General features: G+C 51.4%; 23 protein-coding genes. 6 read left to right on the top strand and 17 right to left on the bottom strand.

The window, feature by feature from the left end; translation table 11 throughout:
* Positions 1–273: 273 nt before the first annotated feature.
* The 6 genes from murJ to Q0X97_RS06960 form a co-directional block, all read right to left on the bottom strand.
* Positions 274–1,818 carry a murein biosynthesis integral membrane protein MurJ gene (murJ, locus tag Q0X97_RS06985; RefSeq protein WP_302067024.1) on the bottom strand — a complete coding sequence of 515 codons (1,545 nt, stop codon included), beginning with the start codon at positions 1,816–1,818 and terminating at the stop codon, positions 274–276.
* A gap of 139 nt (positions 1,819–1,957) precedes the next feature.
* On the bottom strand, positions 1,958–2,239 hold the full coding sequence (locus tag Q0X97_RS06980; protein ID WP_302067023.1) for a hypothetical protein: 282 nt from the start codon (positions 2,237–2,239) through the stop codon (positions 1,958–1,960).
* 354 nt (positions 2,240–2,593) lie between these two features.
* The gene (locus Q0X97_RS06975) at positions 2,594–3,505 is read right to left on the bottom strand and encodes a DUF3304 domain-containing protein (RefSeq protein WP_302067022.1); all 912 of its coding nucleotides are present in this window, start codon (positions 3,503–3,505) and stop codon (positions 2,594–2,596) included.
* Between the two features lie 107 nt (positions 3,506–3,612).
* The gene (locus tag Q0X97_RS06970) at positions 3,613–4,725 is read right to left on the bottom strand and encodes a sel1 repeat family protein (RefSeq protein ID WP_302067021.1); all 1,113 of its coding nucleotides are present in this window, start codon (positions 4,723–4,725) and stop codon (positions 3,613–3,615) included.
* On the bottom strand, positions 4,726–5,292 hold the full coding sequence (locus Q0X97_RS06965) for a phospholipase D-like domain-containing protein (RefSeq protein WP_302067020.1): 567 nt from the start codon (positions 5,290–5,292) through the stop codon (positions 4,726–4,728).
* 10 nt (positions 5,293–5,302) lie between these two features.
* A complete protein-coding gene (locus tag Q0X97_RS06960) occupies positions 5,303–6,052 on the bottom strand; it encodes a phosphatidylserine/phosphatidylglycerophosphate/cardiolipin synthase family protein (RefSeq protein ID WP_302067019.1) in 750 nt (249 codons plus the stop codon).
* Between the two features lie 184 nt (positions 6,053–6,236).
* Between Q0X97_RS06960 and Q0X97_RS06955 the strand changes: the two genes are divergently transcribed.
* Positions 6,237–6,386: a hypothetical protein gene (locus Q0X97_RS06955; RefSeq protein ID WP_302067107.1), complete on the top strand. Its 150-nt coding sequence runs from the start codon at positions 6,237–6,239 to the stop codon at positions 6,384–6,386.
* 2 nt (positions 6,387–6,388) lie between these two features.
* Here the strand turns inward: Q0X97_RS06955 and Q0X97_RS06950 are convergent, their stop codons facing one another.
* The 4 genes from Q0X97_RS06950 to amgK all read right to left on the bottom strand — a co-directional run bounded on the left by Q0X97_RS06950 (position 6,389) and on the right by amgK (position 11,527).
* Positions 6,389–7,027 carry a hypothetical protein gene (locus tag Q0X97_RS06950; RefSeq protein WP_302067018.1) on the bottom strand — a complete coding sequence of 213 codons (639 nt, stop codon included), beginning with the start codon at positions 7,025–7,027 and terminating at the stop codon, positions 6,389–6,391.
* Positions 7,024–7,899 (bottom strand): hypothetical protein, encoded by an 876-nt coding sequence (locus Q0X97_RS06945; protein ID WP_302067017.1) that lies wholly within the window; start codon positions 7,897–7,899, stop codon positions 7,024–7,026. Before Q0X97_RS06945 ends, Q0X97_RS06950 begins: the two co-directional genes overlap by 4 nt.
* A gap of 7 nt (positions 7,900–7,906) precedes the next feature.
* Positions 7,907–10,390: a type VI secretion system Vgr family protein gene (locus tag Q0X97_RS06940; protein ID WP_302067698.1), complete on the bottom strand. Its 2,484-nt coding sequence runs from the start codon at positions 10,388–10,390 to the stop codon at positions 7,907–7,909.
* Positions 10,391–10,522: 132 nt separating this feature from the next.
* On the bottom strand, positions 10,523–11,527 hold the full coding sequence (gene amgK / locus Q0X97_RS06935; protein WP_302067198.1) for an N-acetylmuramate/N-acetylglucosamine kinase AmgK: 1,005 nt from the start codon (positions 11,525–11,527) through the stop codon (positions 10,523–10,525).
* A gap of 70 nt (positions 11,528–11,597) precedes the next feature.
* Between amgK and Q0X97_RS06930 the strand changes: the two genes are divergently transcribed.
* Together Q0X97_RS06930 and Q0X97_RS06925 are read left to right on the top strand one after the other, a co-directional pair.
* Complete coding sequence (locus Q0X97_RS06930) at positions 11,598–13,928, top strand: LPS-assembly protein LptD (protein WP_302067199.1); 2,331 nt, start codon at positions 11,598–11,600, stop codon at positions 13,926–13,928.
* On the top strand, positions 13,925–14,887 hold the full coding sequence (locus Q0X97_RS06925; RefSeq protein ID WP_302067200.1) for a peptidylprolyl isomerase: 963 nt from the start codon (positions 13,925–13,927) through the stop codon (positions 14,885–14,887). The genes Q0X97_RS06930 and Q0X97_RS06925 overlap by 4 nt, the downstream gene beginning before the upstream one ends.
* 117 nt (positions 14,888–15,004) lie before the next feature.
* On the opposite strand, the gene Q0X97_RS06920 is transcribed toward Q0X97_RS06925, so the two are convergent.
* From Q0X97_RS06920 to yjgA, 4 genes are all read right to left on the bottom strand, one after another.
* Complete coding sequence (locus tag Q0X97_RS06920) at positions 15,005–15,601, bottom strand: bifunctional 2-polyprenyl-6-hydroxyphenol methylase/3-demethylubiquinol 3-O-methyltransferase UbiG (protein WP_302067201.1); 597 nt, start codon at positions 15,599–15,601, stop codon at positions 15,005–15,007.
* A gap of 29 nt (positions 15,602–15,630) precedes the next feature.
* Complete coding sequence (locus Q0X97_RS06915; protein WP_302067202.1) at positions 15,631–16,383, bottom strand: J domain-containing protein; 753 nt, start codon at positions 16,381–16,383, stop codon at positions 15,631–15,633.
* Positions 16,384–16,407: 24 nt separating this feature from the next.
* Complete coding sequence (gene tsaD / locus Q0X97_RS06910; RefSeq protein ID WP_302067203.1) at positions 16,408–17,481, bottom strand: tRNA (adenosine(37)-N6)-threonylcarbamoyltransferase complex transferase subunit TsaD; 1,074 nt, start codon at positions 17,479–17,481, stop codon at positions 16,408–16,410.
* 124 nt (positions 17,482–17,605) lie between these two features.
* Positions 17,606–18,142: a ribosome biogenesis factor YjgA gene (gene yjgA, locus Q0X97_RS06905; RefSeq protein WP_302067204.1), complete on the bottom strand. Its 537-nt coding sequence runs from the start codon at positions 18,140–18,142 to the stop codon at positions 17,606–17,608.
* Between the two features lie 128 nt (positions 18,143–18,270).
* On the opposite strand from yjgA, the gene pmbA reads away from it, so the two are divergent.
* Positions 18,271–19,602, top strand: a complete 1,332-nt coding sequence (gene pmbA, locus Q0X97_RS06900; protein ID WP_302067267.1) for a metalloprotease PmbA — start codon at positions 18,271–18,273, stop codon at positions 19,600–19,602.
* A 129-nt stretch (positions 19,603–19,731) separates the two neighbouring features.
* Here the strand turns inward: pmbA and Q0X97_RS06895 are convergent, their stop codons facing one another.
* Both Q0X97_RS06895 and Q0X97_RS06890 read right to left on the bottom strand, forming a co-directional pair.
* Entirely contained in the window at positions 19,732–20,352 is a 621-nt protein-coding gene (locus Q0X97_RS06895) for an HI_0552 family protein (protein WP_302067205.1), read from the bottom strand.
* A 141-nt stretch (positions 20,353–20,493) separates the two neighbouring features.
* Entirely contained in the window at positions 20,494–21,648 is a 1,155-nt protein-coding gene (locus tag Q0X97_RS06890) for a PLP-dependent aspartate aminotransferase family protein (protein ID WP_302067206.1), read from the bottom strand.
* 263 nt (positions 21,649–21,911) lie between these two features.
* On the opposite strand from Q0X97_RS06890, the gene folE2 reads away from it, so the two are divergent.
* Complete coding sequence (gene folE2, locus Q0X97_RS06885) at positions 21,912–22,685, top strand: GTP cyclohydrolase FolE2 (protein WP_302067207.1); 774 nt, start codon at positions 21,912–21,914, stop codon at positions 22,683–22,685.
* Between the two features lie 241 nt (positions 22,686–22,926).
* Positions 22,927–24,726 carry a protein-disulfide reductase DsbD gene (dsbD, locus tag Q0X97_RS06880; protein WP_302067208.1) on the top strand — a complete coding sequence of 600 codons (1,800 nt, stop codon included), beginning with the start codon at positions 22,927–22,929 and terminating at the stop codon, positions 24,724–24,726.
* A gap of 66 nt (positions 24,727–24,792) precedes the next feature.
* On the opposite strand, the gene Q0X97_RS06875 is transcribed toward dsbD, so the two are convergent.
* Positions 24,793–25,518 (bottom strand): GntR family transcriptional regulator, encoded by a 726-nt coding sequence (locus tag Q0X97_RS06875; protein WP_302067210.1) that lies wholly within the window; start codon positions 25,516–25,518, stop codon positions 24,793–24,795.
* Between the last annotated feature and the right edge of the window lie 208 nt (positions 25,519–25,726).

Below are 25,726 nucleotides of genomic sequence, written 5' to 3'. Positions count from 1 at the left end.
TCTTTCAAGCATAATCAAGTTGTCTGCAATATGGTAACAGGCCGTCTGAAATCAAGTACCTATAGAATAAACTTACAACTTCTACGGCGTAACCGCGCCTTAGCTCGAAGAGGACGATTTTGCAAACTGCCAAAGCGGCAACAGCATCGGTTCCGTACTGCTTGCCCTGTCTGCGGCTTGCCGCCTTGTATCAAAAATAAGTTTATCCGCCATAAAGCAAGAGGCCGTCTGAAAAACGAGTTTTCAGACGGCCTCTCTGCCAATCACCGTAAGTTACTCGCGCCCTTCCGAACGTTTAAAATCCCGTGGACGGAATCCCAGCACTGCCAGCGCAGCAAAATACAGCGTAGCTCCAAACAGCACCAATCCCAACAACTGCACCGCCTTATACCAGCCGGCAGCCTCTACCCATTGCAGTGGCAGATACGCCTGCACCGCCCACAAACCGCCGCCCATTACTGCGAGCGCAGCAAAAAGTTTTGCCAAAAACACCGGCCACCCCGCACCCGGGCGGTAAATATCCTGCTTCCTCAGCAACACATACAGTAAACCGGCATTCAAACATGCCCCCAAACCAATCGCCAACGCCAGCCCCACATGTTTCAACGGGCCGATAAACGCCAAGTTCATCAACTGCGTACATACCAGCGTGAAAACAGCGATTTTCACAGGCGTTTTAATATTTTGGCGTGCATAAAACCCCGGTGCCAACACCTTAATCATAATCAGCCCGATTAAACCGAACGAATACGCAATCAACGCATTCTGCGTCATCACCGCATCGTTCAAAGTAAACTCTTTATACATAAACAACGTAGCCACCAGCGGAAACGACAACACCGCCAGCCCCACCGCAGCAGGCATGGCCAACAGCATGCACAGGCGCAGGCCCCAATCGAGCAATGCAGAAAATTCCTGTGGATTATCACTCGCCGCATATTTCGACAAAGTAGGCAGCAAAATCGTGCCCAGCGCCACGCCGAGCACTCCGGTAGGCAGCTCCATCAAACGGTCGGCATAATACATCCACGACACACTGCCCGATTGCAGGAACGACGCAAAAATCGTATTAATCACCAACGAAATCTGCGCCACACTCACCCCCAGAATCGCAGGAGCCATCTGCTTCATCACACGGTTTACCGCCGCATCCTTAAAATCCAGTTTAGGCAGCTTCAAAAAACCCAGCTTCGCCAACCACGGCAACTGGAAACCCAACTGCAACAAACCGCCCACAAACACCGCCCATGCCAAAGCCATTACCGGCGGATCGAAATACGGCACGAAAAACAGCGCAAAAACAATAAACGAAACATTCAGAAAAGTAGGCGTGAACGCCGGAATACTGAATTTATGGTAAGTATTCAAAATACTGCCCACAAAAGAAGAAAGCGAAATCAGCAGGATATAGGGAAACGTAACCTTCAGCAGTTTAACCGACAGCGCAAACTTATCCGCATTTCTCGCAAACCCCGGCGCAGATACATAAATTACCCACGGAGCAGCCAAAATGCCGACCGCCGTTACAATGACCAAAATAAACGACAGCATCCCCGCCACATGACGCACAAACTCACGTGTCGCCTCTTCCGAACGGGTTTGCTTATACTCCGCCAAAATCGGCACAAACGCCTGAGCAAACGCCCCCTCTGCAAAAATCCGCCGTAGCAGATTGGGCAGCTTGAACGCCACAAAAAACGCGTCCGTTGCCATTCCCGCACCGAACGCCCGTGCAATAATCGTATCGCGCACAAAACCGAGAATACGCGAAAGCATGGTCAAACTGCCGACTTTCGCCAGCGCACCGAGTAGATTCATAAAAATTTCCGTTCAGCTTCTTATAGCAGAGCGCATATTGCCAGATTCAGATGGGCAGTCAAGCAGACTTTAAACAACACCGTGCAGCATGAGGCCGTCTGAAACCTTGTTTTCAGACGGCCTCATGATACGATATCCGCTACTTGCGCCCTTTGGAAATAATATACCGCCATCTCAGAAACCCCCATGATTCCGGCGGCTCCACTCTGAACCAAGCACGGGAATCATGCACATAGTCATCAAAAAGAACCGTTATCGCACTATTTCCCGACAATACATCCTGTATCTCCCTGCTTTCCCATATCGCTTTAATGCCTTGCTGCCATTGGCTGTATTTTTCCCTTTCCGCCCAATCGTGGGAAAATAACCAAGACTTTTCTCCCACTAACTTGGTATTCTCGCCATATTTGGTAGAGTGCACATAATTTTTCTTTCTTCCCCTTATCTTGTTCTCTTCTATACCCAGCGATTCTTTAAATACTTTTACCGCATGCATTTAGGTGCCGCTCCGCGTCTTAACCCCTTCACCGGGAAACACATCATACAAACGTGCAACATTGCTGTGTGAATAACTGGCAGTATCGAAATATTTGTTATTGTTGGTACCATCGAAAAATACCCACGTGCAGATAATTCGAACAAGTCGGGCAGGCTTGACCTTTAGCGTTGGTTTTTGGATGTTGAAGGATTTTACGAAACCTATCAATAGCTCTCTTTTCATTCTCAGAAAAATCAAAAGAATTTTCTTTACATCTATCAGCAAATTTTGCCATTGCTACTCCCCAAATTCAGGCGAACGCCAATTAATATCACACATTTTCTTATTAGAAACAGGGTCATAACTATCTATTCTGTCATAATCTTCTCGACAATCCATTAACCATAACTCACAATAACTTTTACCTATCCTATTTGGGCGGTTTTCCCTCTTAATCTCAAATTCCATCTCTCTTAACCACTTAGAATTTTTTTCTATTTTTGCTTGTTGAATTTGATTTTGTAAAAATAAAATAAATTCTTGTTTTTTTTCTTCTGTATTAATTTCCGCTTTTTTTAAAGCAAGTTTTTCTCGGCATTGGACTCGCCATGACTCCGCCTGCCTATCTGCTAAATTCTCATAATGCGGCAAATACATATAACAAAACTTCTTCTCATGTTTCGCCATACATGCCGTTAACGGATCACTTGGCTCTTTCCCCCGCCAGCCCGCTTCGCCCGGCATCGCCGAACCGATCACAAACTCGGCACGATGCTCCGGATAAAATGCCACCGTCAGATCTTCAGGCCGCTCATAGCGCGGCAACTCCGCCATATAGCGGTATACCTTCGGGTCGTTGATCTGCCCCGATTCCGCTTTCCACAACACCGTATATTTCAATCCCGGCCGCCACTGCTCCGGCAAACGGGCACAGCAGTTTATTCCACCGCCGGATAATGCCAGCAAATTGTCTCCCCCGACCGGATAATAGCCCTCCAACGACAACGGATTAAGAGGTTGGGCTTGAATCGCACCATTTGCTGCTGCAGAAGTGTCATATAAAGAGAATAAGACACCTCTATCGGCGTTGTAATTGACGCTGCGTATCGCAACATCAACACCCGCCTGCCGTTTTTCTTCTTCCACTTGTGTGCAACCCGAAAACAGCAATATCAACAAGGGGCACAGGAATACCAACCGTTTTCTCATGATATTTTCCTTATGATTAATCATTCACTTTTTACTCTAAGAGGCCATCTGAAAAGTTGGAAATACTTTTTCAGACGGCCTCTTAACTGTGCAAGCGGTTTATCTATTTATCCGTTATCTTCATCTTCTCCGGTATATTGCTCTTCAGGACGCGGTGGCCAATACACGGCTTCTTTGCTCACAATGCCACGCTTCAGAATATCCGCCGCCATTGCCGCCGTATCGGGCGGATTTTGGTAAAACGCGGCATCTTCTTCGCTCATCGCCGAATAAATGCCCTGCCATTTCACCTTGCCCGGCGGTAGCGGCAGCACTTCGTTCAGTCGGGGGAAAGTGTAGAAGATATTGCCGCTTTCGGTGCTGGTGCCGTCTATGGCAACTTTCAGCTCACGGTAGGCTGCTTCCCTTGCGGGGTCGGGCGGAGTGGCCGCAAATTCTTCCATAAATTGCTTACTTCCAGCATAGACGACTTCCAATCTCAAAGCAGAGCTCTTCCCTCCTAAACCACCCTGCATAACCGCACCATGCATCAGTTCCAAGGATTCGGCCAGTTGACCATTAATTGCTTTATAACTAGATAATTCATTCATAGCAGCAGAAAAACGTTGTTGTGAAGCGCAGCCCAACAATAATTTCTCAATAGAGACTTTATCGAAACGGTTGCCGTAAATGCGACCGAGCTCATATTGAGCCAAAGGCACGCCCAAATCTACTGCTTTTTGCAGGTAGGCCAAGCTGAGTTTTTCGTTATGGGGATAGCCAGCATTGCCTTCTGCCAAAGCATCCGAAAGCCAGTAATAGGCCATTGCCCAGTTTTGCTCCAAACCGTAGTGCAGCAGGCGGCGTGCGCGCAGCTGCAAGGGATCGTAAAAGCTCCCTGTCGAACCCTGTACATTGGTGTAAAGCAGATACAGGTTGTTGATGGCACGGTAATGCCCGCGCGTAGCGGCGGCTTCATACAGAATAACCATATTCTGTATCTCTTCGGGTGTTCTGCGCCATTCTTTGGCATGCAGCAGGGTGGCGGCCTTATACCAGCGTTGCGATTCGGCATCGGGAGCGGTCGGCGGGCTCCATTCAGTGCAGCGGTATTCGGTGCGTTCGGGGCTGAAGGCCGGAGGATTGGGATGTAGGCGGGTGTAGTCGTCGTGCATGGTCGGCTCCTGTCGACAGGCGGTCAAGCCTGCGATAAACAATAATGTGCAGAATATCGGTTTCATTCAGGGCACCCTGATACTGGCGGCACTGCGCTCGTCGGCAAACGGCACAGCATGGCCGGTGATTCTTTTCTGTTCTTTCATTTTGTGTTGATTCTTCAAGGCTACTTCTTGGAATCTTTGGAAAAATTCTTTCATATCGCCGTATTGCTTGGGCTGCGGAATTTCTCCACCGCTGTACCGCTGCAACAGAGTGCGGCGGAAATGCACGGCTGTGGCATCGTCGTCGCTGAGGATGTTCAGTTCCGAGTCTACCGCCATGCTGCGGATATTCAGATTGGCCGAACCGAGGGTGAAGAAATCGTCGTCAATCACGGTGAGCTTGGCATGAATATAGATGTCTTTCGGTTTTTTGCCGGTTACTTGTGTTTTCAGGTTGCAGAATACCGTTTCTATGCCTATGGCTTGCAATTCTTTTCGAGTTTGTTTGGCAGCCGCCCCTTCGGCTTTGCCTTTTTTCGTTAACACATAAGTACCGTCTGGTTGGAGGCTGTAAAATTCGCTGTCCCCCTTGCCTACTTGATTGCTCACACCGAGCTCATTAGCCATCTGGTGGGTGCGGAACATCATGCCTTCTTTCTCAGGTTCTGGAGTAAAGGCGAAAATGTAAATCTGCCGCTTCGCCCCCCTGTTGCTTGGCAGCCGAAAAATGCCGTTTGATCTCTCTAACCCATCGGGCATATTGGAAATATTGGTTAACAATCAGAATATAACGGTGCGGATTGGCTGCAATCTGCATATAGGCGCGGCGAATTTCTTTTTCCTTGCGGCCGTTCACTTGTTTGTCGGGGCGGGTGCGGACAATTTGCCCGCCCGCACTTCCTTTAGGGGCTTTCATCGCACTGCTTAATTTTTCGCGTGCTTGAGTGATTTTATCGCCTTTGCTGCTCACATATCTATTGCAATTGTCATCCCATGACTCGCAGAAATTATGGTTTAAATCGATTAAGCACGGCCCTTCTACCCGTAGCGAAAAATCATGGAAAGGACCGTTTCGATAACCTTTTTCGTAGTTGTATTCGCGTAAGTCGGTATCATGCAGCATCTGTACAGTATCCCAATAAGCCGTCAGACTGTTGTGCCCCATCACGTAACCGTGTGCATTTTCAAAACCGTAATCGACCATAAATGATTTTTGATGATCAGTAGGATAACTCAAAGTAGAGCTTTCCCCTCTTGTCCTGCTGTCTTCACTATTCCATAAGCTGCCTTGGTCGTTAATATCGCGAAAAACCACTTTAATATTGGGTTGCTTACCGAAAAATACATCATGAAACCATTTGGGAGCATATTCTGTCGCGGTTTTATTACCACGCTTTACCCTTACCATACCTGTAACGGCTGCTACTCGACCGGAAACATTTTCTTGTGCTTGGTTTCCCGGTTGTGTATACCAAATTAATAACCGGACTTTCACATCTCTTGCCGCAGCTTGCTTCAGCAGGTGATTTGGTGAGCCTATCTTTTCAGTATGAACCTATTAGCCTGATCTCAGGCCGTCTGAAAAATAAACCATGGATAATACTCCATTGATCCTGACTGCCGGTGTAAACGAAGCCGGACGCAGGCCACTGATCGGCAGAGTGCTTGCCGCCACCGTCCCCCTCTCGTCCGACCATGATCTGCCAGATTTGACCGATTCTAAAAAGCTGGCTGAAAAATAAGTTCAATTTTCAAAAAAATTATTCACAATATCTTTTCTATTAGAGTTTAAGATTTCATTAATGTGCTCTTTAAAGATAGGATCTTTTTCTTTATTTTCTAAATTTTCCAGTTTTGTTCGTGCTTCTTCAGGGCTTTTCATATAAAGCATCAACAAATAATTAAGATCTGATTCTGGTTTAACTATATTAGCTGAATATATGTTTATTGCAGATTGGTAGCATGGCATATCAAGAGTACCTAACTTTTCATTTAAGATACACTCACTAAACTTCAAGATACCATCTTTTTTTAACTGATTAATCTTTTGCAAATCCTGTAAAGCATCCGGGTAATGTTTTAAATTTAAAAACATTCTCATCCTAACTGAAAGGGCTTGGAAATTATTTGGCTCTTCAAGCAAAAAAGTATTTATATTATGGAGCATTTCCTTTTTTCTTTTATTGCCTTGCAACGATTCGTCCTGTTCTAAAAATATTCTATTCCACTCTTCAACTTGTGCATTAAATTTTTCATTGCTACTGTTGGTAACTATAGGGTTATTATTGTTTTCTAAAAAATTGGTTTGTTTAGAGTGTGCTGCATTATCAGAGCAGCTAATGAGAAGTGGTATGAAATAAAAGGCTATAAGAATTTGTTTCATTTTAACTCTGTGTGAAAAGATAATGTTTTTGTAATCTTATTTGATACAAAGGAACCGGATCCAGCATCTCGGACTACTTGATACATCGCCTCTAATTTTAATAGGGTTTCTTGACCGCGTTGAGGTTCAGGTAAATCAAAAATTGCCTCCCCTATTATTGTGTATATGCTGTCGCTAGATTTCCAATAACCATGAGGATTCCATTCTAGTTGTTGAGAATGCAATCGTTTTTTATTTATATATACTGTTGCATTAACTAAAAATTCTAATTTACCATCTCCTGCTAAAGGGTGTCCTGCATTAGAATGCCCTTGTGCAAATACTAATAATTTATTATTTGTAATTTCTATATTTCCAATTATATGAAATCCTCCTCGAATTCCAACGTTTTCAACTGCTTGAAATGAGCTTGAAACGCCAGTTTTCATCTTAAAATCTTCTCTTACTTGAATATATCTATATCGTTTTCTCGTAATTTGTACTTGAGAGACTTTTTCTTTATCCATTTTTCCTTTTGATTCGAAATAATCTATAGTTGCTTCCAATAATTTGGGGTTAATTTTTTCACTTTCGAATTCAGTTAAATGAAAAGGGATAATATGTGAATTCTTTAAAACAGGGATCAAGCTCCCTCCCACTTTTTTGTATAACATCACTTCTTTTAAAAATTTATTTGCAGCACCTCTTGGAATGGCTTTGGTTTTATGTATGCCAATCATGCCATCTGATTTTAATGATTGTCCTCGTAAATTTAAAATAGCTGATCCTTTATTATCATGCACTTTAATGTCATAAAATAAATCTTTAGTATTAACATTTGTTCGAACTTTTGCATAAATATTGAACGTAACCATTTCACTATCATTTTTCATACTTAGATTACCTTCTATCTTCATTGTTTTCAGAATGTTGTATTAAATGTATTTTGACTTGATCCGGTTTATCTGAATAAAAAATTTGAGTAAATCCATCAGAGTCTGTTTTTCCATGAACAACTTTATAATCATTTAGGTAAGCTACGTATTCTGTATTTTTATAAGGAATCCCTTCATCATCCACAAAATGATACCGTAAATCATACAGCCGACTTGTATCAAATAGTGGTAAATCGGCATTGTTAAAACTACTCGGCCCCGTAACCTCCCAAGCCGCCGCCTTCACCCGCACCACTTTCGGGCATCCCAACTCAATCTCGCCGTCCTTAATCCGGATATACGCTCCGCCCGAAGTCAGTACGATTTCTTCTTTGGATGCGATAACCACTTTCCCCGCACTGCTGGTTAAGACGGCATCTTTGAGGGCATTAATCTGCATTTCATCGTTCTGTGCCTGTATCTCCACCTTGCCCTGATTGGCCTGCAGTTTCGCCCCGTTGCTCTGCGCAAACAGGTTGACGCTCCCGACCGCATGGGCGGTGAAGTTTTGGCCGGCGCTGATGTCGGTGTCGCCGCCGCTGATATGGTGGAGGTGTTGGCCGGCGGTGTGCAGCTGGCTTTGCGGGGTGGCGGTGGCGATACCGTCGGGGGCCGACAGTAAAATCACTTGTTGGTATAAGTCTTTAATACAGTTTTTCAGACGGCCTTCCTGCTCTTCGGTTAAGGTTCCTTCCGCCTTAGCAGTATGGGCGGCTTTGTTCAAACTCTTTGCCAATGACAATGCCTGTTCCAAATTGGCAATGGCTTGGTCGCGGTTTAATACCGTTCCCTGTGCACCGCTTTGGCCGTCTGAAGAAATCAACAAACCCTTACCCGCCCGCAATGCACCCCAACTGTCGGTACGCAACTCAAAGCCTTCACCGTTGTCGCCGCGTTTTTGTCGTTGCCCGTCGACGATATGGCCGAGGTTGAGTTGGCTCTTGCCGTATTCGGTCGCCAGTTTGATGTGTTCCTGTCCCTGTTTGTCTTCCATCCGCAGTTTGTTGTTGGCCCAAGTGCGGATAACGTTGCGGGTGTTCCAATCGGCAGGGACGTGGTCGGGGTGGGAACTGTCGTGCATCACTCCCGAGATATACGGCCGGTCGGGATTACCCTGCACGAACGACAACATCACTTCGGTGCCTTCGTGGAGCGGGAAGTGTTGGCCGTAGGCGGGGCCGGCATACGGTTTGGCCAAGCGGATGGGACGGCTTTCTCCGCCCGGGCTCCACTCGTCGAGGTCGAACGGCAGTTTGACGCGGTAACGGCCCATATTGTCGAGATAGGCATAGGTGTAGTTGCCGGGACTGGTGATTCTGGCGGGTAGGCTGCCCTGAATCTTCGGCAGCGGGGTAATCCGTTCGGGACGGAACACCTTATCGGCGGGAATGGCGGTAAAGCTGTTACGGTAGCTGTCGCTGCGGCCGCCGTGATGCTGGGCCGACACGATCAGCCAACCGTGATCGGCTTCGGCCACAGACGGGGCCGTCTGTAACACCCGTCCCTGACTGACGGCGGTCACGTTGCCGCTGCCGGAGGCGACGAGACGGCGGCAGTGGTCGAGCTGTTGCAGTAACGCCGTCTGAAGTTGCGCTTCCTCGGGAGTCTTGTGATGCAACCCCCAACGGCTGTCGCGGCCGAGTAAGACGCTGTTGTCGCCGTCGGCACTCTTTGCCGTGGCTTCGGACCATAGGTCGCTGTCGGCAGCACGGTAGTTGTAGTCGCCGACGCGGACGGATTCGAGAATCGGGTTGTGGACGGTGTTGAAGGTATGGAAGGCTTCGGCACCGACACTCTCCAATCCCGCCTGCGGCCGGTAGGGATACGGCAGACTGCTGCCGCGGCAATAATGGCCGGCATCGTCGCCGAATACCGCCACATCGCCATACTCCTCATGTTGTTCGAAGGCGTACCAGATGCCTTCCTCCTCGCACAGCCGGTTGATGAAGGCGAAGTCGCTTTCCTGATACTGGGTTACATATTCGCGCACACTGTATTCGCGCGAAGTATTAAAGCGGAAATCGACACCGGCAAAGCGGTGGTGCTTCAACACCGCGGCGATGATGTCGGGCACGGATTGGTTTTGAAACAAACGGGAGGCGGTAAAATGTGTTAGAGCCGCTAAACGCGGCTCTAACATCAAACGGTAACGGGTTTCGTCGGCGGAAGTGTCCAGCCGCTCGCAACGGGTGATGATGCCGTGCCAGCTTTTCAACGCATCGGGGGCGAGCATGCCTTCGATTAATCCCAACACATCGGAGCTGACCGGGGTCACGGTAAAGACGGCGGTTTGGTTGATATACGACGACAGCGGCAGGTCGGCATCGCTGGAGGTGAGTTCGATGTCTAGGCGGTAGGTGCTGTTGAGGGCTTCGGTGGCGGTAAAGGAGACGACGGAGAGTTTGGGGCTGAAGCGGGAGAAGGTGAGGTGGTAGGATTGGGTCGGCATGATAGGCAATCTGCTGGAAAAATAAGCAAGATTTTAAACCATACGGGTATTGTTATGCTATCCGGCTGAAACAGAAGGCCGTCTGAAAAGCTGAGCGGCTTTTTCAGACGGCCTCATCCGTTCATTCCCAAGTTAAAACGTAAATCCGGTTTCCAATTCGTCATCGCCAACCAATTCGACCAACAATGCATATAGCGGAGCCAAATCATTGTAACGGCGCGATGCCCGCCGCAGATAATTGAGGAACCGCGGAATCTCGGGGCGGTATTTATCTTTGCCGTCGCGGTAATACAATCGTGCAAAAATACCGGCCACTTTAAGATGGCGCTGTACTCCCATCCATTCGAACCAACGGTAAAACTCATCAAAATTTTTCGGCACGGGCAATTCGGCGGCACGGGCCTTTTCCCAATAGCGGATAACCAAATCCAGCACGAATTCTTCTTCCCATTCGATAAAAGCATCGCGCAGCAGCGACACCAAATCGTAAGAAATTGGGCCGTAAAGCGCATCTTGAAAATCCAACACTCCCGGGCGGCCTTTTTCCAGCATCAGATTGCGGACGATAAAATCACGGTGCACATACACTTGCGGCTGCGCCAACAGAGGCGGCAACAGGGTATCGACGGTTTGCTGCCACAGTTGGCGCTGTTTGAAATTCAAGTTCTTACCCAATTCTTTGGCGACAAACCATTCCGGAAAAAGATTGATTTCGCGCAACATAACTTCTCTGTCGTATTCGGGCAATATGTCTTTTTTACTGTGTTTCTGCAAAGTAATCAGCTCGTCAATCGCTTCGAGTAACAAGGCTTTATGTGCAGTTTCTCCGTTTTCTTGCTGCATGGCGGTCAGGAAAGTGGTGTTGCCCAAATCGTTTAACACCATAAAACCTTGAGCTTCGTCTACATGCAGAACCTGTGGTACGTTTATCATGTCAAATAATTTTTGCACTTTCAGGTAAGGTGCGACACTCATTTTCTCAGGCGGGGCATCCATACAGATTACGGTGCGGCCGTCTGAAAAAGCGGCGCGGAAATACCGCCGGAAATCGGCATCGGCTGCGGCAAAGCTTAATTCGAAAGACTGGGCGGGATAAACCGTTTCCAGCCAATTTTTCAATTCGGTTTGTCGTTGCATGGTCGTTTTTCATTTTTTCAGGTTAAAATATCCGCTATTCTAACTGGCAAAACCGATTTAAGGTGAGACTTTGGCTCGTTTATTTTCATTAAAACCGCTGGTATTGGCCTTGGGAGTAGGCTTCGGCGCAGCAGCGACGGCGCAGGCTGCCGACGATTTGCCGCTCGGCAGCACATGCCTGAAATGCTCGCCGGAAAAACTGCGTAACGAAGCGGCGGCACATGCCGTACCCGACATCAAACGCAGCAGCGGCGAAGCCCTGCCCGCAGACTATACCCGCATTACTGCCGACCGACTCGAAGGCCAAACCAATATCAAAGTGCGTGCCGAAGGCGATGTGATCATCGAACGCAACGACCAAATACTCAACGCACAATGGGTAGACTACGACCAAAGCCTCGAAGTCGTGCGGGCAGGCGATACGTTCACGCTATATCAAAACGGCTCCACCGTCAGCGGCAGCACGGTCGAATACAACTTAGCCGCAGGCACCGGCATTTCGCACAATGCCCGCTTGGAAGCCGAACATGAAGGCCGCCGTTTGCAAAGCGTGAGCGAAACGGCCGAAATGCAGGCCAACGGCCGCTACAAACTCACCAACACCAAATTCAACACCTGCGAGCGCGGCGACGCAAGTTGGTATATTCAGGCAAAAAGCATCGAAGCAGACCAAAACAGCGGCATCGGCGTGGCCAAACATGCATCGCTGGTTTTCGGTGGAGTACCGGTTTTATATACGCCGTGGGCCGACTTCCCCATCAACGGCAACCGCAAAAGCGGCTTGTTGGTACCGGCGCTTTCTATCGGTTCAGACGGCCTAGAAATGGCTCTGCCCTATTACCTCAACCTTGCGCCGAATTATGATGCAACCGTTACGCCCGGCTTTATCAGCAACCGCGGCGTTCAATTAGGCGGGCAGTTCCGTTATCTCGAGCCTAAATTTTCAGGAAAAGTCGAAGGCACTTGGATGCCCGACGACAAACGGAGCGAACACAACAACCGCTACCGCGCCCAATGGGAACACCGCCACCAATTTACCGACCGTCTCAGCGGCGGCATAGACTTCCACCAAGTATCCGACAACGACTATTACCGCGATTTCTACAACCGCGACGACATCGCCCGCAACGTCAACCTCAACCGCCAAGCATGGCTGAAATACCATTCCCGTTTGTTGGACGGCTTCTTTGACGGCTATTTCACCGCCCAAAAATACCAAACCCTTGCCAATGCCGACGGCTACAAAGACGAACCTTACGCCCTGTTGCCGCGCTTTTCCGCCCGCTGGCAGAAAAGCATAGGCGGTGCGCAAGTCAACGTATTCAGCCAGTTCACCCGCTTCGACCACGACAGAAAGCAAGCCGGCAGCCGCGTGGTGCTGTATCCGAGCGTCAAATGGGATTTGCACAATGCTTGGGGCTATCTGCGCCCCAAAATCGGCGTGCATGCCACCTATTACGATTTGGATAAATTTAAAAATAAAGACGCACGCACACTCAGCCGCACATTGCCGGTTTTCAATGTCGACGGCGGCCTGACTTTCGAGCGCAAAGCCTCGCTCTTCGGCAACAATTACGTCCAAACCCTCGAACCGCGCCTGTTTTACAACTACATCCCCACCAAGTCGCAAAACGACCTGCCCAATTTCGACTCTTCGGAAAACAGCTTCAACTACAGCCAGCTTTTCCGTGAAAACCTGTATTCCGGCAACGACCGCATCAACTCCGCCAACAGCGTTTCCACCGCGGTACAAACCCGTTTTCTCAACCCGAACAACGGTGCCGAACTATTCCGCGCCGGTATCGGCCAGAAGTTCTACTTGAAAAACGATAACGTATTGCTCGACGGAAGCGTGGGCCGCTACACCCGCAACCGTTCCGATTGGGTGGCGTTTGCCAATGGAAAAGTCAGCGACAGCGTGAGCGTGGACACCGACGTGCATTACAACGAAAACCTGAAACGCACCGAAAGTTTCTCCACCGGCCTGCGTTACAACCCCGAGCCGGGCAAAGTATTGAGCGCGCGCTATAAATACGGGCGCAACGAAAAAATCTACCTGCAGAAAAACGGCGAATATTTTTACGACAAACTCAGCCAGATAGACCTTGCCGCCCAGTGGCCGCTTACGAAAAACCTGTATGGCGTTGCCCGCTACAACTATGAAATCAATGTTAAAAAGCCGCTGGAAATACTCGCCGGCGTCGAATACAAAAGCGGCTGCGGCTGCTGGAGTGCCAGCGTGGTCGGCCAGCGTTACGTTACCGGCCTGAACAGTAAGAAAAACGCCGTATTTTTCAACCTGCAACTGAAAGATTTGAGCAATATCGGCAACAATCCTTTTGAAAAACTGCGTTTAGCCATTCCCGGCTACAGCAAAACCAACGAGGTAGTCAAACAATGAACTGCAAATCCCTGATTCTCGCCGCCGCGCTCGGCCTCACCCTGCAAACCGTTCAAGCATCCGACATCAAATTGGTCGACGGTATTGCCGCTGTTGCCGGTACGGAAGCGATTACCCACCGCGATGTACGCCAAGGCATGGCCGAAGCGCGGCGCAACCTGCCCAAAGGCAGCCAAATCAGCGATCAAGAACTGCGCCAGCAGGTGTTGCGACAGCTTATCGACCAATCGCTGATCGTACAGGCGGGCAAACGGCGCAACATCAGCGCCGGCGATGCCGAAATCGACGAAGCCCTCGCCCGTATCGCCCAATCGCGCAAAACCACTATCGACGGCCTGTATGCCCAATCAGCCAAAATCGGTATCGGCAAAGCTGCCGTGCGCCGCAGTGTTGCCGACAGCATCATTGCCCAAAAAGTACAGCAGCAGGCGATTATGCAAAACAGCCGCGTAAGCGATGCGGAAATCGACAACCTGATCGCACAAGCCAAACAACAAGGCCTCTCGCTGCCCGAAGGCAGACCGATGCGCCAATACCGCGCCCAGCATATTTTGCTGAAAGCCGAAAGCAGCAATGCGGCGGCAGCGGCGGAAAGCAGCATCCGTAAAATCCACAATCAGGCACGCAGCGGCCACGATTTTGCCGCCCTTGCACGCCAATTCTCGCAAGACGGCAGCGCCGCGGCCGGAGGCGATTTGGGCTGGTTTGGCGAAGGCTATATGGTTCCCGAATTTGAAAGTGCCGTAAAAGCCCTAAAACCGGGTCAAGTAAGCCGCCCCGTGCGCACCCAGTTCGGCTGGCACGTTATCAAACTCAACGAAGTGCGCGATGCCGGCTCTCCCGAAGAGCGTCAACGCGAAGCCGTGCGCCAATATATTGCACAGCAAAAAATCGAACAGGCCACTGCCGGCCTGCTGCAAGAGTTGCGTACCAACTCGTTTGTAGAAATCCGCCGCTGATATCATGCATAAGGCGAGAGGCCGTCTGAAAGATTTGTTTAAAGTCTTTCAGACGGCCTCTTTCACATGCGGCGGTAAAACCCAACCGGTATTACCGCAACCGTATTCCAACGCTTTCTAGCGTTTGCGCCCCAACAAACAAATTACCGAACTGGTTCCCCGATGGCGGCTGCCTTCGTTCATTTCGCGCAAACTATGCTCGGCAATCAGCCATTCCAAACCTTTTAACGCATTTTGCATTTCTTCCAGCGTGCCGAGCATGGCGGGATCACTAGGGCCGCCGGTGCCGTAGCCGATCTGGTCGGGATGATAAAACACGCCGGCAAACAAACCGCCGCTTTGCAATGCGCCGATAATGCGCTGCATTACGCGGGTACGTTCCGGTTCGGCGAAGTGGCAGAACACCGAAGTGATCACGGCATAATGTTCAGACGGCATCTGCATTTCGGCAATGTTTTCCAAACGGGTGGCAAAGCGCACGCCTTTGGCTTCCGCCAGCTTTTGCGCTTTTTCCAAGCCCACCGCCGACATGTCCACCCCTTCGGCATCCAAACCATGCCGGGCGAGGAAAACACCGTTGCGCCCTTCGCCGGTAGCCAAATCCAACGCCCTGCCGCTCTCAGGCAGAAAGGGGCGGATGCGGGCGATAAATTCGTTGGGTTCGGTGCCGAAAATATATTCTTCGGTTTGATAACGCTCATTCCATTTGGACATTTTCTTCCTCCATACTTTTCAGACGGCCTCTACAATCCGTCCGGCGGGGCGTTTTTCAATACCACATCGGCACGGGCCTGTTCGCTGGCCAAAGTGAATTCGGCCGCCTCCCACGTGTCGTTGGCCAACTGACGGTAACGGATACGGTAAGCTCCCGCGCCGAGCTTGAAAGCGGTGAAATCGGCATGGGCGGGAATATAAACGGTGCGGATGGCGGTATCGCCTTTGGCCGGATAAATCTGCACGAACACCGCCGAACGGTTGCGGCGGTTATCGATTTTCACCATACCGTTGCCCCGCTCCGCCAGCACGGGATAGCCGTCGAGATATTGGGCGAATTCGGGATAATGCTCGGAAGCGGCAACCGCACGCGGCGGCATATCGGCAGCGGCTTCGCGTTGTTGCTGCGCCAGCCAAAACAGGCCGCCCAGCAAGAAAACGAAAAACGCCAGCCCCAGCCAGAAACGGCGCTGCCGCAATAAGTTTTCAGACGGCATCGGCTCCGCTTGTGCGGGCATGGGCGAGCTTAACGGCATCTCCGACCCGCAGCCTTGCTGTTGCGCGGCAATCCATTCATCGTGCGCACGCCGCTGTTCGGGGTCGGACAATACCGCATACGAGCGGTTAATCAGGCTCATGATACGGTGTGCGGCGGGGTTATCTCGGTTTTGGTCGGGATGGTATTTTTTGCAAAGCGAACGGTAAGCCGCGCGGATGACTTCTATCGGTGCGTCCTGCGCAACTTTGAGATTGTCGTAATGGGTATGTATGCGTTTCGACATGGGCTTTGCGGTGGGAAGGAAGGGTTATTGGGAAGGCTGTTTCACAATATCCGTCAACGGCCAGCGCGGTTTCACATTAAATCCGCCCGAAGGTTGCGCCTGCTGCAAACGCATCGCGCCGGCAAAAGCAATCATCGCGCCGTTGTCGGTGCAATACTCCATCGGCGGGAAGTAAACCTTTACGGCTTCAGCGGGCGGTTTCGGGCGGCCTTTGACGTAAGGTGGCTGTATTTTCAGACGGCCTAAGGTTTCGCGCAGTTTCCAGTTCGCCCCCACGCCTCCGGCCACCACCAAAGTGCGGAAACCGGTATCCAGCAGAGCCTTGTGCGCTTTGGCCGCCAACACGTCCACCACTGCATCTTGAAACGCACGGCAGATATCGTTGCGGGTTTGTTCGGGAATTTCGCCGTCGTTCTCCGCCCGCACTTTCTGCACGGCAGTCAGCACGGCGGTTTTCAGGCCGGAAAAGCTCATCTGCAAATCGTCGGAATGCAGCATCGGGCGCGGGAAACCGAATGCGTCGGGCGAACCGAGTTTGGCAAGTTGGGAGAGCTTGGCACCACCCGGATACGGCAGGCCGAGCAGTTTGGCGGTTTTATCAAACGCTTCTCCGGCGGCATCGTCCACGCTTTCGCCCAAAAGCGTGTAATCGCCGATGCCGCGCACCGCCATAAACTGCGAATGCCCGCCCGACACCAGCAAAGCCACAAAAGGAAACTCGGGTTTTTCATCGGCCAGCAGCGGCGAGAGCAGATGCCCCTCAAGATGGTGGACGGGAATCACGGGCTTGCCGAGCGCAAAAGCCAAAGCATTGGCATAGCTGGAACCGGCCAGCAGCGCGCCGCCCAATCCCGGGCCTTGCGTGAACGCCACCGCATCAATATCGGCATACCCTGCCCCTGCCTCTTCCAAACAACCCTGCGTCAGCGGCACCAGCCTGCGGATATGGTCGCGGCTCGCCAGCTCCGGCACCACACCGCCGTATTCGGCGTGCATCGCCATTTGCGTGTGCAACTGATGCGCCAGCAAACCGCGTTCGGTGTCGTAAAGCGCCACACCGGTTTCGTCGCAAGAAGATTCGATTCCCAATACCAACATAACTCGAGGCCGTCTGAAAAAGTAAAGCGTGATATTTTAGCGGATTTTCCACCGCCATGCGTATGAATGCGCAAAGGCCGTCCGAAACACTGTTCAGACGGCCTCATGTCCACCGATATATCCGTTACTCGAAGGTTTCTTCTTCCGCCCCTTCGTCTGCGGCGGCATGGCCGCCGTCCATCACGGCTTTGATTTCTTGAAACAAAGCGCGGAAATTTTTCGGCGGTTTGTTCAGCTCCTGCTCTTTGCGCGTGTTGCGGATTAAAGTGCGCAATTTACCCGCATCGGCATTCGGGTATTCGGCAATAAACGCCGTGAGCGCATCGTCGCCCGCTATCAGGCGGTCGCGCGCTTGTTCCACCCGCTGCAAAAAGGCGTTGTGGGCGGCATTGTCGCCACGCAGTTTGGCAAGGTAGCGTTCGATCGGCTCGGGGTCGGTATCGCGCATCAGACGGCCGATGTATTGCGCCTGCCGTTTCAAAGCGCCGTTGGAAGTTATTTTTTTATACGCCAGTACCGCTTCGTGCAAATCTTCGGGCAAGCCGATTTTTTTTAAGGTGTCGGGAGAAAGTTTGGTCAGCTCCATGCCCAAATCTTGCAGGCTGTCCATCTGTTTTTTCATCTGGGTTTTGCTTACCCATTCTTGTTCGTTATTGCTCATTTTCTTGTCTCTTTATCAGGTTGCCGCATTTTAACACAGCCGCCCGCCTTGTCTTTGCCGCCGCTATATTTTTACCGAGGCCGTCTGAAAGCAGTTAAAATACCGTGCAACCCTCATTGACGACAAAAATCATGTTCAATCACAGTAAAAACGAACTCCTGCAACTCTGCGATCAGGTGTTGGCCTTGGCCAAGCAAAGCGGTGCCACGGCCGCCGAAGCGGATTTGAGCGAATCGCTCGGCCAAAGCGTTAATGTGCGCCTGAACGAAATCGAACAAATCGAATACCAGCAGGACAAATCGCTCGATATCACCGTATACGTCGGCCGGCGCAAAGGCCGCGCCAGCACCGCCGACTTCTCGCCGCAAGCCTTGCGCGACACTGTGCAGGCTGCCGTCGATATTGCCAAATACACCGCCGAAGACGATTGCGCGGGCTTAGCCGATGCCGATTTAATGGCTCGTGAAATCGGCGATTTAGACAAATACCACGAATGGGATTTATCCGCCGAGGCTGCCGTCGCCCTTGCCAAGCAATGCGAACAGGCCGCGCTGGATACCGACAACCGCATCACCAATTCCGACGGCGCAGGCGTACAAACCGGGCATTACCAATATGTTTACGGCAATTCGCACGGCTTTTCCGCCCACCAGCAAGGCACGCGCCACAGCATTTCGTGCAGTGTGGTCGCCGCCGATTCAGACGGCATGCAGCGCGATTATTGGTACGACACCTCTTGCCGCCATCTCGATTTGGAATCGCCCGAAAGTATCGGCCGCACCGCCGCCGAACGTACCGTGCGCCGTTTGGGAGGCCGCAGCATCCCTACCGGCAGCTATCCCGTGTTGTTTGACACCGGCGTTTCCGGCGGCTTGATCGGACACCTTATCGGCGGCTTGAGCGGCGGCGCACTCTACCGCCAAAGCAGCTTCCTCATCGACAGCCTCGGCAAACAAATTCTGCCAACCTTCATCAACCTGCGCGAAGAACCGCATATTCCGCGCGCGTTCGGCAGCACTTATTTCGACGGCGAAGGCGTGGCTACTCGACCGCGCTTCGTGATTGAAAACGGCATCGTGCAAGGTTATTTTTTAAGCAGTTACAGCGCACGCAAACTCGGCATGCAAACCACTGCCAACGCGGGCGGTGCGCATAATCTGTATTTGAGCAGCACCCATACCACCCAAGCCGATTTGCTCAAAGAAATGGGCACCGGCCTGCTCGTTACCGAACTGATGGGGCAAGGGGTCAATACGCTTACCGGCGATTATTCGCGCGGCGCGGCGGGCTTCTGGGTGGAAAACGGCGTGATTGCCTATCCCGTGCAAGAAATCACCATTGCAGGACGTTTGCAGGATATGTATCTGAACATCATCGGCGTTGCCGACGATGCGTTAAAACGCTCGCCGAATAAAATCGGTTCGGTTCTGATCGGCGGCATGACGGCGGCGGGCGCGTAACCGCACCGAACGCCCGGGAAGCGGTGCAACGTTTCAATCGGATTCCGCCTTCCGTCTGTGGACAAACCGGCTATTTCAATCTGATTGAAAAGGCCGTCTGAAAATGTTTTCAGACGGCCTTTTGACTATTTACGGTTTATGGCAAGCCTCATACAGCGGCTGCAACGCCCTAATCGTTTGCGCAATCCATTCCGCGCTGTCCGCCTTTCCCAAATCGTCCCGTTCGATATGCTTGCCGATACAGAAAAAATCTTCGTCCGACTGCAAGGCAAACCCCTGCCCCGCCTGCCGCGCCACGGTCGGATAGTCGGCGTACTCGCTCTCGCTTCCATGCCAAACATCGAAACCGCCGAAGGTTTCAAGGTCAAGCCCATCCGGCCATTGATTATAGTGGGCAAGGGTAATCGGCGATTTTCCCGCTTTGTAGCAATGCCAATCCAAACTCACGGTCAACCGGCGGCGGTTGAGCAGCACCGACAAAATGGCTGCCGAATCTTGATAGGCGGCGTATTTGAAATAGGCGAAAAAGTGGGCGCGCACCTGCCAACCGTTGCACCAGCGTTCGATATGCGGCGGAGCGAACGGTTCGCCCAATTTTTCGGCCGTTTGCAGAATAGTGTCCTGCCAAATCTGCCATGCGGTTTTGTAGTCGGCTTTGATTTGGGGAATGGCTTCGGGCTGGTATTTTTTGAGTTGTGCGAATTGGAAAAACGGCCGGTTGAATAAATCACAGCTTGCCGGAGTGAACATGGTGTTCCCTTTGCGGAAAGTTTTATCAAACGGCTTTCAGACGGCCTCTCGGTTCAAACCTTGCTTCGGAAGGCCGTCTGAAAACGGACGGGATAAAGTTTGGCACGGCCGGAGCTTTTCAGACGGCCTTTTGCGGCAGCATTACAACGTGGTATCCAACGCATTGGAAATATCGTTCCAAATATCGTTGATGTCTTCGATGCCGGCGGAAAAACGCAACAAACCTTCTTTGATGCCCAAGCCTGCTTTCAATTCGGGCGGCATACCGCTGTGCGATTGGGAGTAGCTGTGGTTCACCAAACTTTCCACGCCGCCGAGACTGGAAGCCATTTTGACGAGTTTCATGTTTTTAATCACGCTGTTGGCCGCAGCTTGGGTATCGTTTTTCAGATAAACCGATACCACGCCGCCGAAACCGCGCATCTGCCATTTTGCCAATTCGTGATGCTCATGCGACGGCAAGCCCGGGTAAAACACTTTGGCAACGGCGGGATGCGTTTCCAAGCGGCGGGCGAGTTCGGCGGCGTTTTCAAGATGCTGCTTCATCCGCACCACCAGCGTTTTGATGCCCCGCAGCACCAATGCGCAATCCATCGGACCGGCCACGGCTCCGGTGTTCGTCATCATATTGCGCAACGGTTTGGCGAGTTTCGCATCTTTTACCGCCACCACCCCCATCAACACGTCGGAATGGCCGCATAGGTATTTGGTAGCGGAATGGAACACGATGTCGCAGCCCATATCGAGCGGGTTTTGCAGATACGGCGTGGCAAAAGTGTTGTCCACCCCCACCAATGCGCCCGCCGCTTTGGCTTTGGCGGCCAGCGTTTTGATGTCGACCAAACGCAGAAGCGGGTTCGAAGGGGTTTCCAGCCACAGCATTTTCACTTTTCCGCCGGCGAGAATAGCGTCGAGATTGGCGGCATCGGTCAAATCGGCAAACACCACGTTCACACCCCAATGCGCGTATACGTCCATCAGCAAATCATAGGCCCCGCCGTAGATATCGGCCACCGCCACGATGGTGTCGCCCGGGCGTAAAAACGTGCGCCACACGGCATCGATACCGGCCATACCGCTGGCAAATGCAAAACCCGCCGTACCGTTTTCCAGCTCGGCAACCGTGTCTTCCAATACTTTGCGGGTGGGGTTGTTGAGGCGCGAATATTTGTAAGGCGCATTTTCACCGATTTCGTGCATGGCAAACATGCTGTTCTGATAAATCGGCGGCATGATGGCGCGGTTGTGTTCGTCGCAGTCGTAAGCGGAGTGGATGGTTTGGGTGGCAAATTCCATAGCGTTCGACCTTTAGATAAATAAAACAGTATTTTATCACTATCTAAAAAATAGAAACAATCAATGCCGACCGCGGTTTCGAGTGATATAATTCCGCTTCTAAAAAGCAACCAAGCCTTGTTTGGCAACGATAAAGATAAAACAGGCCGTCTTAAAATACGGAACCGGTTTCAGACGGCCCGATACTGGCTTCGGCCTTGTTTTTTCACACCGCAGCACACACATAGGGCATCCGCCCGTTTTATTCTAAGGAAATCCGCCGCATGAACGCCATTGCAGACGTGCAATCCAGCCCCGATTTACGCAATCTGCCGATTAACCAAGTCGGCATAAAAGATTTACGCTTCCCCATCACGCTCAACACCGCCGAGGGTTCGCAAAACACGGTCGCCCGCCTGACCATGACCGTTTTCCTGCCTGCCGACCAAAAAGGCACGCACATGTCGCGTTTCGTGGCGCTGATGGAACGCCAAACCGAAGCCTTGTGTTTCAACCGTTTGAAAACGCTTACCGAAGAGATGGTGGCATTACTCGATTCGCATTCGGGCAAAATCAGCGTATCATTTCCATTCTTCCGCAAAAAAGCCGCCCCCGTGTCGGGCATCCAATCGCTGTTGGATTACGAAGTTACCCTCACCGGCGAAATCAAAAACGGCGTATACAGCCACACGCTGAAAGTATTGGTGCCGGTAACCAGCCTGTGCCCGTGTTCCAAAGAAATTTCCCAATACGGCGCGCACAACCAGCGCTCGCACGTTACCGTAACCATCACCTGCGGCAGCGAAGTCGGCATCGAAGAAGTGATCGATTGCGTGGAATCTCAGGCTTCCTGCCAACTCTACGGCCTTCTCAAACGCCCCGACGAAAAATACGTTACCGAAAAAGCGTATGAAAATCCGAAATTCGTGGAAGACATAGTGCGTGATGTCGCCACCCGCCTCATCGCCGACAGCCGCGTGTGCGGCTTTGTAGTGGAAAGTGAAAATTTCGAATCCATTCACAACCATTCGGCCTACGCTTACATTTCCTACCCTTAAATTGGGGGTGGGAAGGCCGTCTGAAAAACATGGCATCCGTTTTTTCAGACGGCCTCTCCTTCATTTTACGGTCTTTATAAAAACATAACTTTACAACCCGTCATGTCAGAATACTTTGCGCTTTCCGTCTAGAAACATGATTGATAGATTGCAAAACCGCCCGCCCCGACAGCCGGATATTTCGTTTTTTTATCTTACTTCAACTATTCATACTTTCAGGCCGTCTGAAACGAGCAATGCCATGAAAAAACTACTTTATTTCTTCACTACCTTTTTTGTTTTCCTCACCGGCGCACATGCGGTGGACGCTTCCAAACTGCTGCCGCCCGAGCAGGCCTTCATGCCGCAGGTCAACGTAACCGACCAAGGGATCAACGTGCAGTTTGCGATTGCCGACGGTTATTATCTCTATCAGGCGAAAATCCTTGCCGACACCAATCCCTCAGGCCTGCTGGCCGCGCCTCAATACAGTAAAGGCGAAGAAAAAGAAGATGAATTCTTCGGCAAACAAACCGTGTACCACCATGCCGCGCAAATCAACTGGCCATATGCGAAAAAACCGCAAAAATACCAATTGACGCTGCAATATCAAGGCTGTGCCGAAGCCGGTGTATGCTATCCGCCCACCGAAACCACTTTCGACATTACCCACAACGGGCTTTACCAGCCTCAGGCCGAAGCACCGGCAAACGGCAAAGACCGCTTCCTGCAATCCGCTCCGGCGGCATCGGGTTCGTCGCCCGCTCCCGCCAAAGGCTTGGACAGCAGTCGGTTCAAACTTTCATGGGATACGCTAAACGCCAATTTATTGGCGTTTTTTCTCGCCGGGCTGGGCTTGAGCTTTACCGCCTGTATGTATCCGCTGCTGCCGATCGTATCGAGCATCGTGGTAGGTGATAAAAACGCGTCCAAAGGCCGTGCTTTCGCCCTTTCCATGGTTTACGTGCAGGGCTTGGCGCTCACTTACACCATGGTCGGCGTGGTTGCGGGCTTAACCGGTGCGCTGCTTACCGTGTGGCTGCAACAACCGTGGGTGGTGCTGGCGGCGGCGGCCGTGATGGTGTTGCTGGCTTTGTCGATGTTTGGCGTGTTTACCCTCCAACTGCCTGCTTCCGTACAAGGCTATTTCCAAAACCAGAGTAATAAATTAAGCGGCGGCAAAATCGTTTCCGTATTCGTGATGGGCATGCTGTCGGCCCTGATTGTCGGCCCCTGCGTGGCTCCGCCGCTGGCCTTTGCCCTTGGCTATATCGGCCAAACCGGTGATGCCGCATTGGGCGCCTTGGCTTTATACACGCTGGCGCTCGGCACCGGCGTTCCACTGATTGCCATCGGTACCTTCGGCGGCCATATTCTGCCCCGCGCAGGCACTTGGATGGACGGCATCAAATACGCTTTCGGCTTTATCCTGCTTGCCGTTGCCGTTTATCTGGCCACGCCTTATCTGCCCTATCTTTTGGTGATCACCCTGTACACTTTGCTGCTGATCATTCCCGCCGGACTGTTGTTGGCCGGCTCCAGAAAACAGCCAGGCCGTCTGAAAAGCGCGAGCTTGGTTTTAGGCGTGGTGCTGCTTGCCGGCGGATCATGGTTTGCTTACCAAAGCGCCAACAAACAAACCACCGCCCTGCACCACTTCCTCACGCTTACGCCGCCTGCCGCCGAAGGGGAAAGCAGTGCACACGGCCATGTTTACACCGATGTTTCGGAGTTGAAAGCCGCTATGCAGGCCGCTTTGGAACAAAACCCGCAAAAACCGGTATTGCTTGATTTTTATGCCGACTGGTGTATTTCGTGCAAAGAAATGGCGGCCTACACCCTCAACCAGCCTTCGGTGCATGAAGCGGTGGATATGGATCGTTTCTTCCAAATCGACGTTACCGCCAACACGCCCGACCATCAGGCGTTGTTGAAAGAATACGGCTTGTTCGGCCCGCCGGGAGTGTTTGTCGTCCGTGCCGACGGCAGCCGCAGCGAAGCCTTGCTGGGCTTTGTGAAACCGGATGCGTTTATTGAGTGGTACAAACAAAACGAAAAGTAATTTCTACAAACCGAAGAGGCCGTCTGAAAAGTGTTTTCAGACGGCCTCCTTCTCATTTCGACCACTTTAAAGTTCCGTGCTTTCCGCTTCAAACTTCCTCAGCAATCGGGCCTGACATTCCCCCAGATGGCGGCGCATAACCTTGCAGGCGCGGTTGCGTTTGCCTTCCGCCAGCAAATCGAGCATTTCACGGTGTTCGCAATAAGTATGCCGCAAGCGGTCTTTCGGTTTGTCGAACACGGCGATAATCAGCGACGAACGCGCGCACACGGCATGCATCATTTCCAGCAGCACATCGTTATCGAGCAACCGTGCCAATTCGATATGAAACGCATTGGCTAAACGGTTCCAGCTCACGCGGTCGCCGCGCGCGAAAGCCGCTTCTTCCTCGTCCACCAAGGCATACAGCGGTTGCAAACGCTTCGACAGGCTTTCGTCGTTTTGATCCAGCAGCATGTTTACCACGGTTTCTTCCAGCGCAATCCGCGTTTCGAACACATCGCGGGTTTCTTTTGCGTCGGGCACATGTACGAATGCGCCGCGGTTGGGTAGCAGGTCAACGATTTTATCGTGCGCCAGCAATGAAAGCGCGCCGCGCACGGTGTTGCGCGAGCAGACCATCTGGCGGCACAAATCGGATTCGGTCAGTTTTTTGCCCGGCAGCAGCGCATGGTCAGTAATGCCGTCGAGAATGCGGGAATAAACGCGGAAAAGCTCCGAGTCATGTCGTCCGCCGGGTATCATGGAGGAGGTGGCCGGTGCTTCCGGCTGGTTGTTTTCGGTTTCGGTCATAGATATTCTCATGCCGGCATTACGGGTTGGAAACGTATGGACGGCCGCTTCATTTTTTTTCTGGAAATCGCGGCCGTACGAATTGGTTTTATCCGGCGGGCGGATTATAAACCATTGCCGGATTTTATTCTTGACTTTGCTGCAACTTGCCGTCTGAAAGCGGATGTTCGCGCTTTTTCAGACGGCTTTTGCAGAATATAACAGCACT

The organism is Neisseria sp. MVDL19-042950 (assembly GCF_030504625.1).
GTDB lineage: Bacteria > Pseudomonadota > Gammaproteobacteria > Burkholderiales > Neisseriaceae > Neisseria.
The sequence above is the reverse complement of the archived record's forward strand: the minus strand, read 5'-3'. Positions and strand labels throughout refer to the sequence as shown.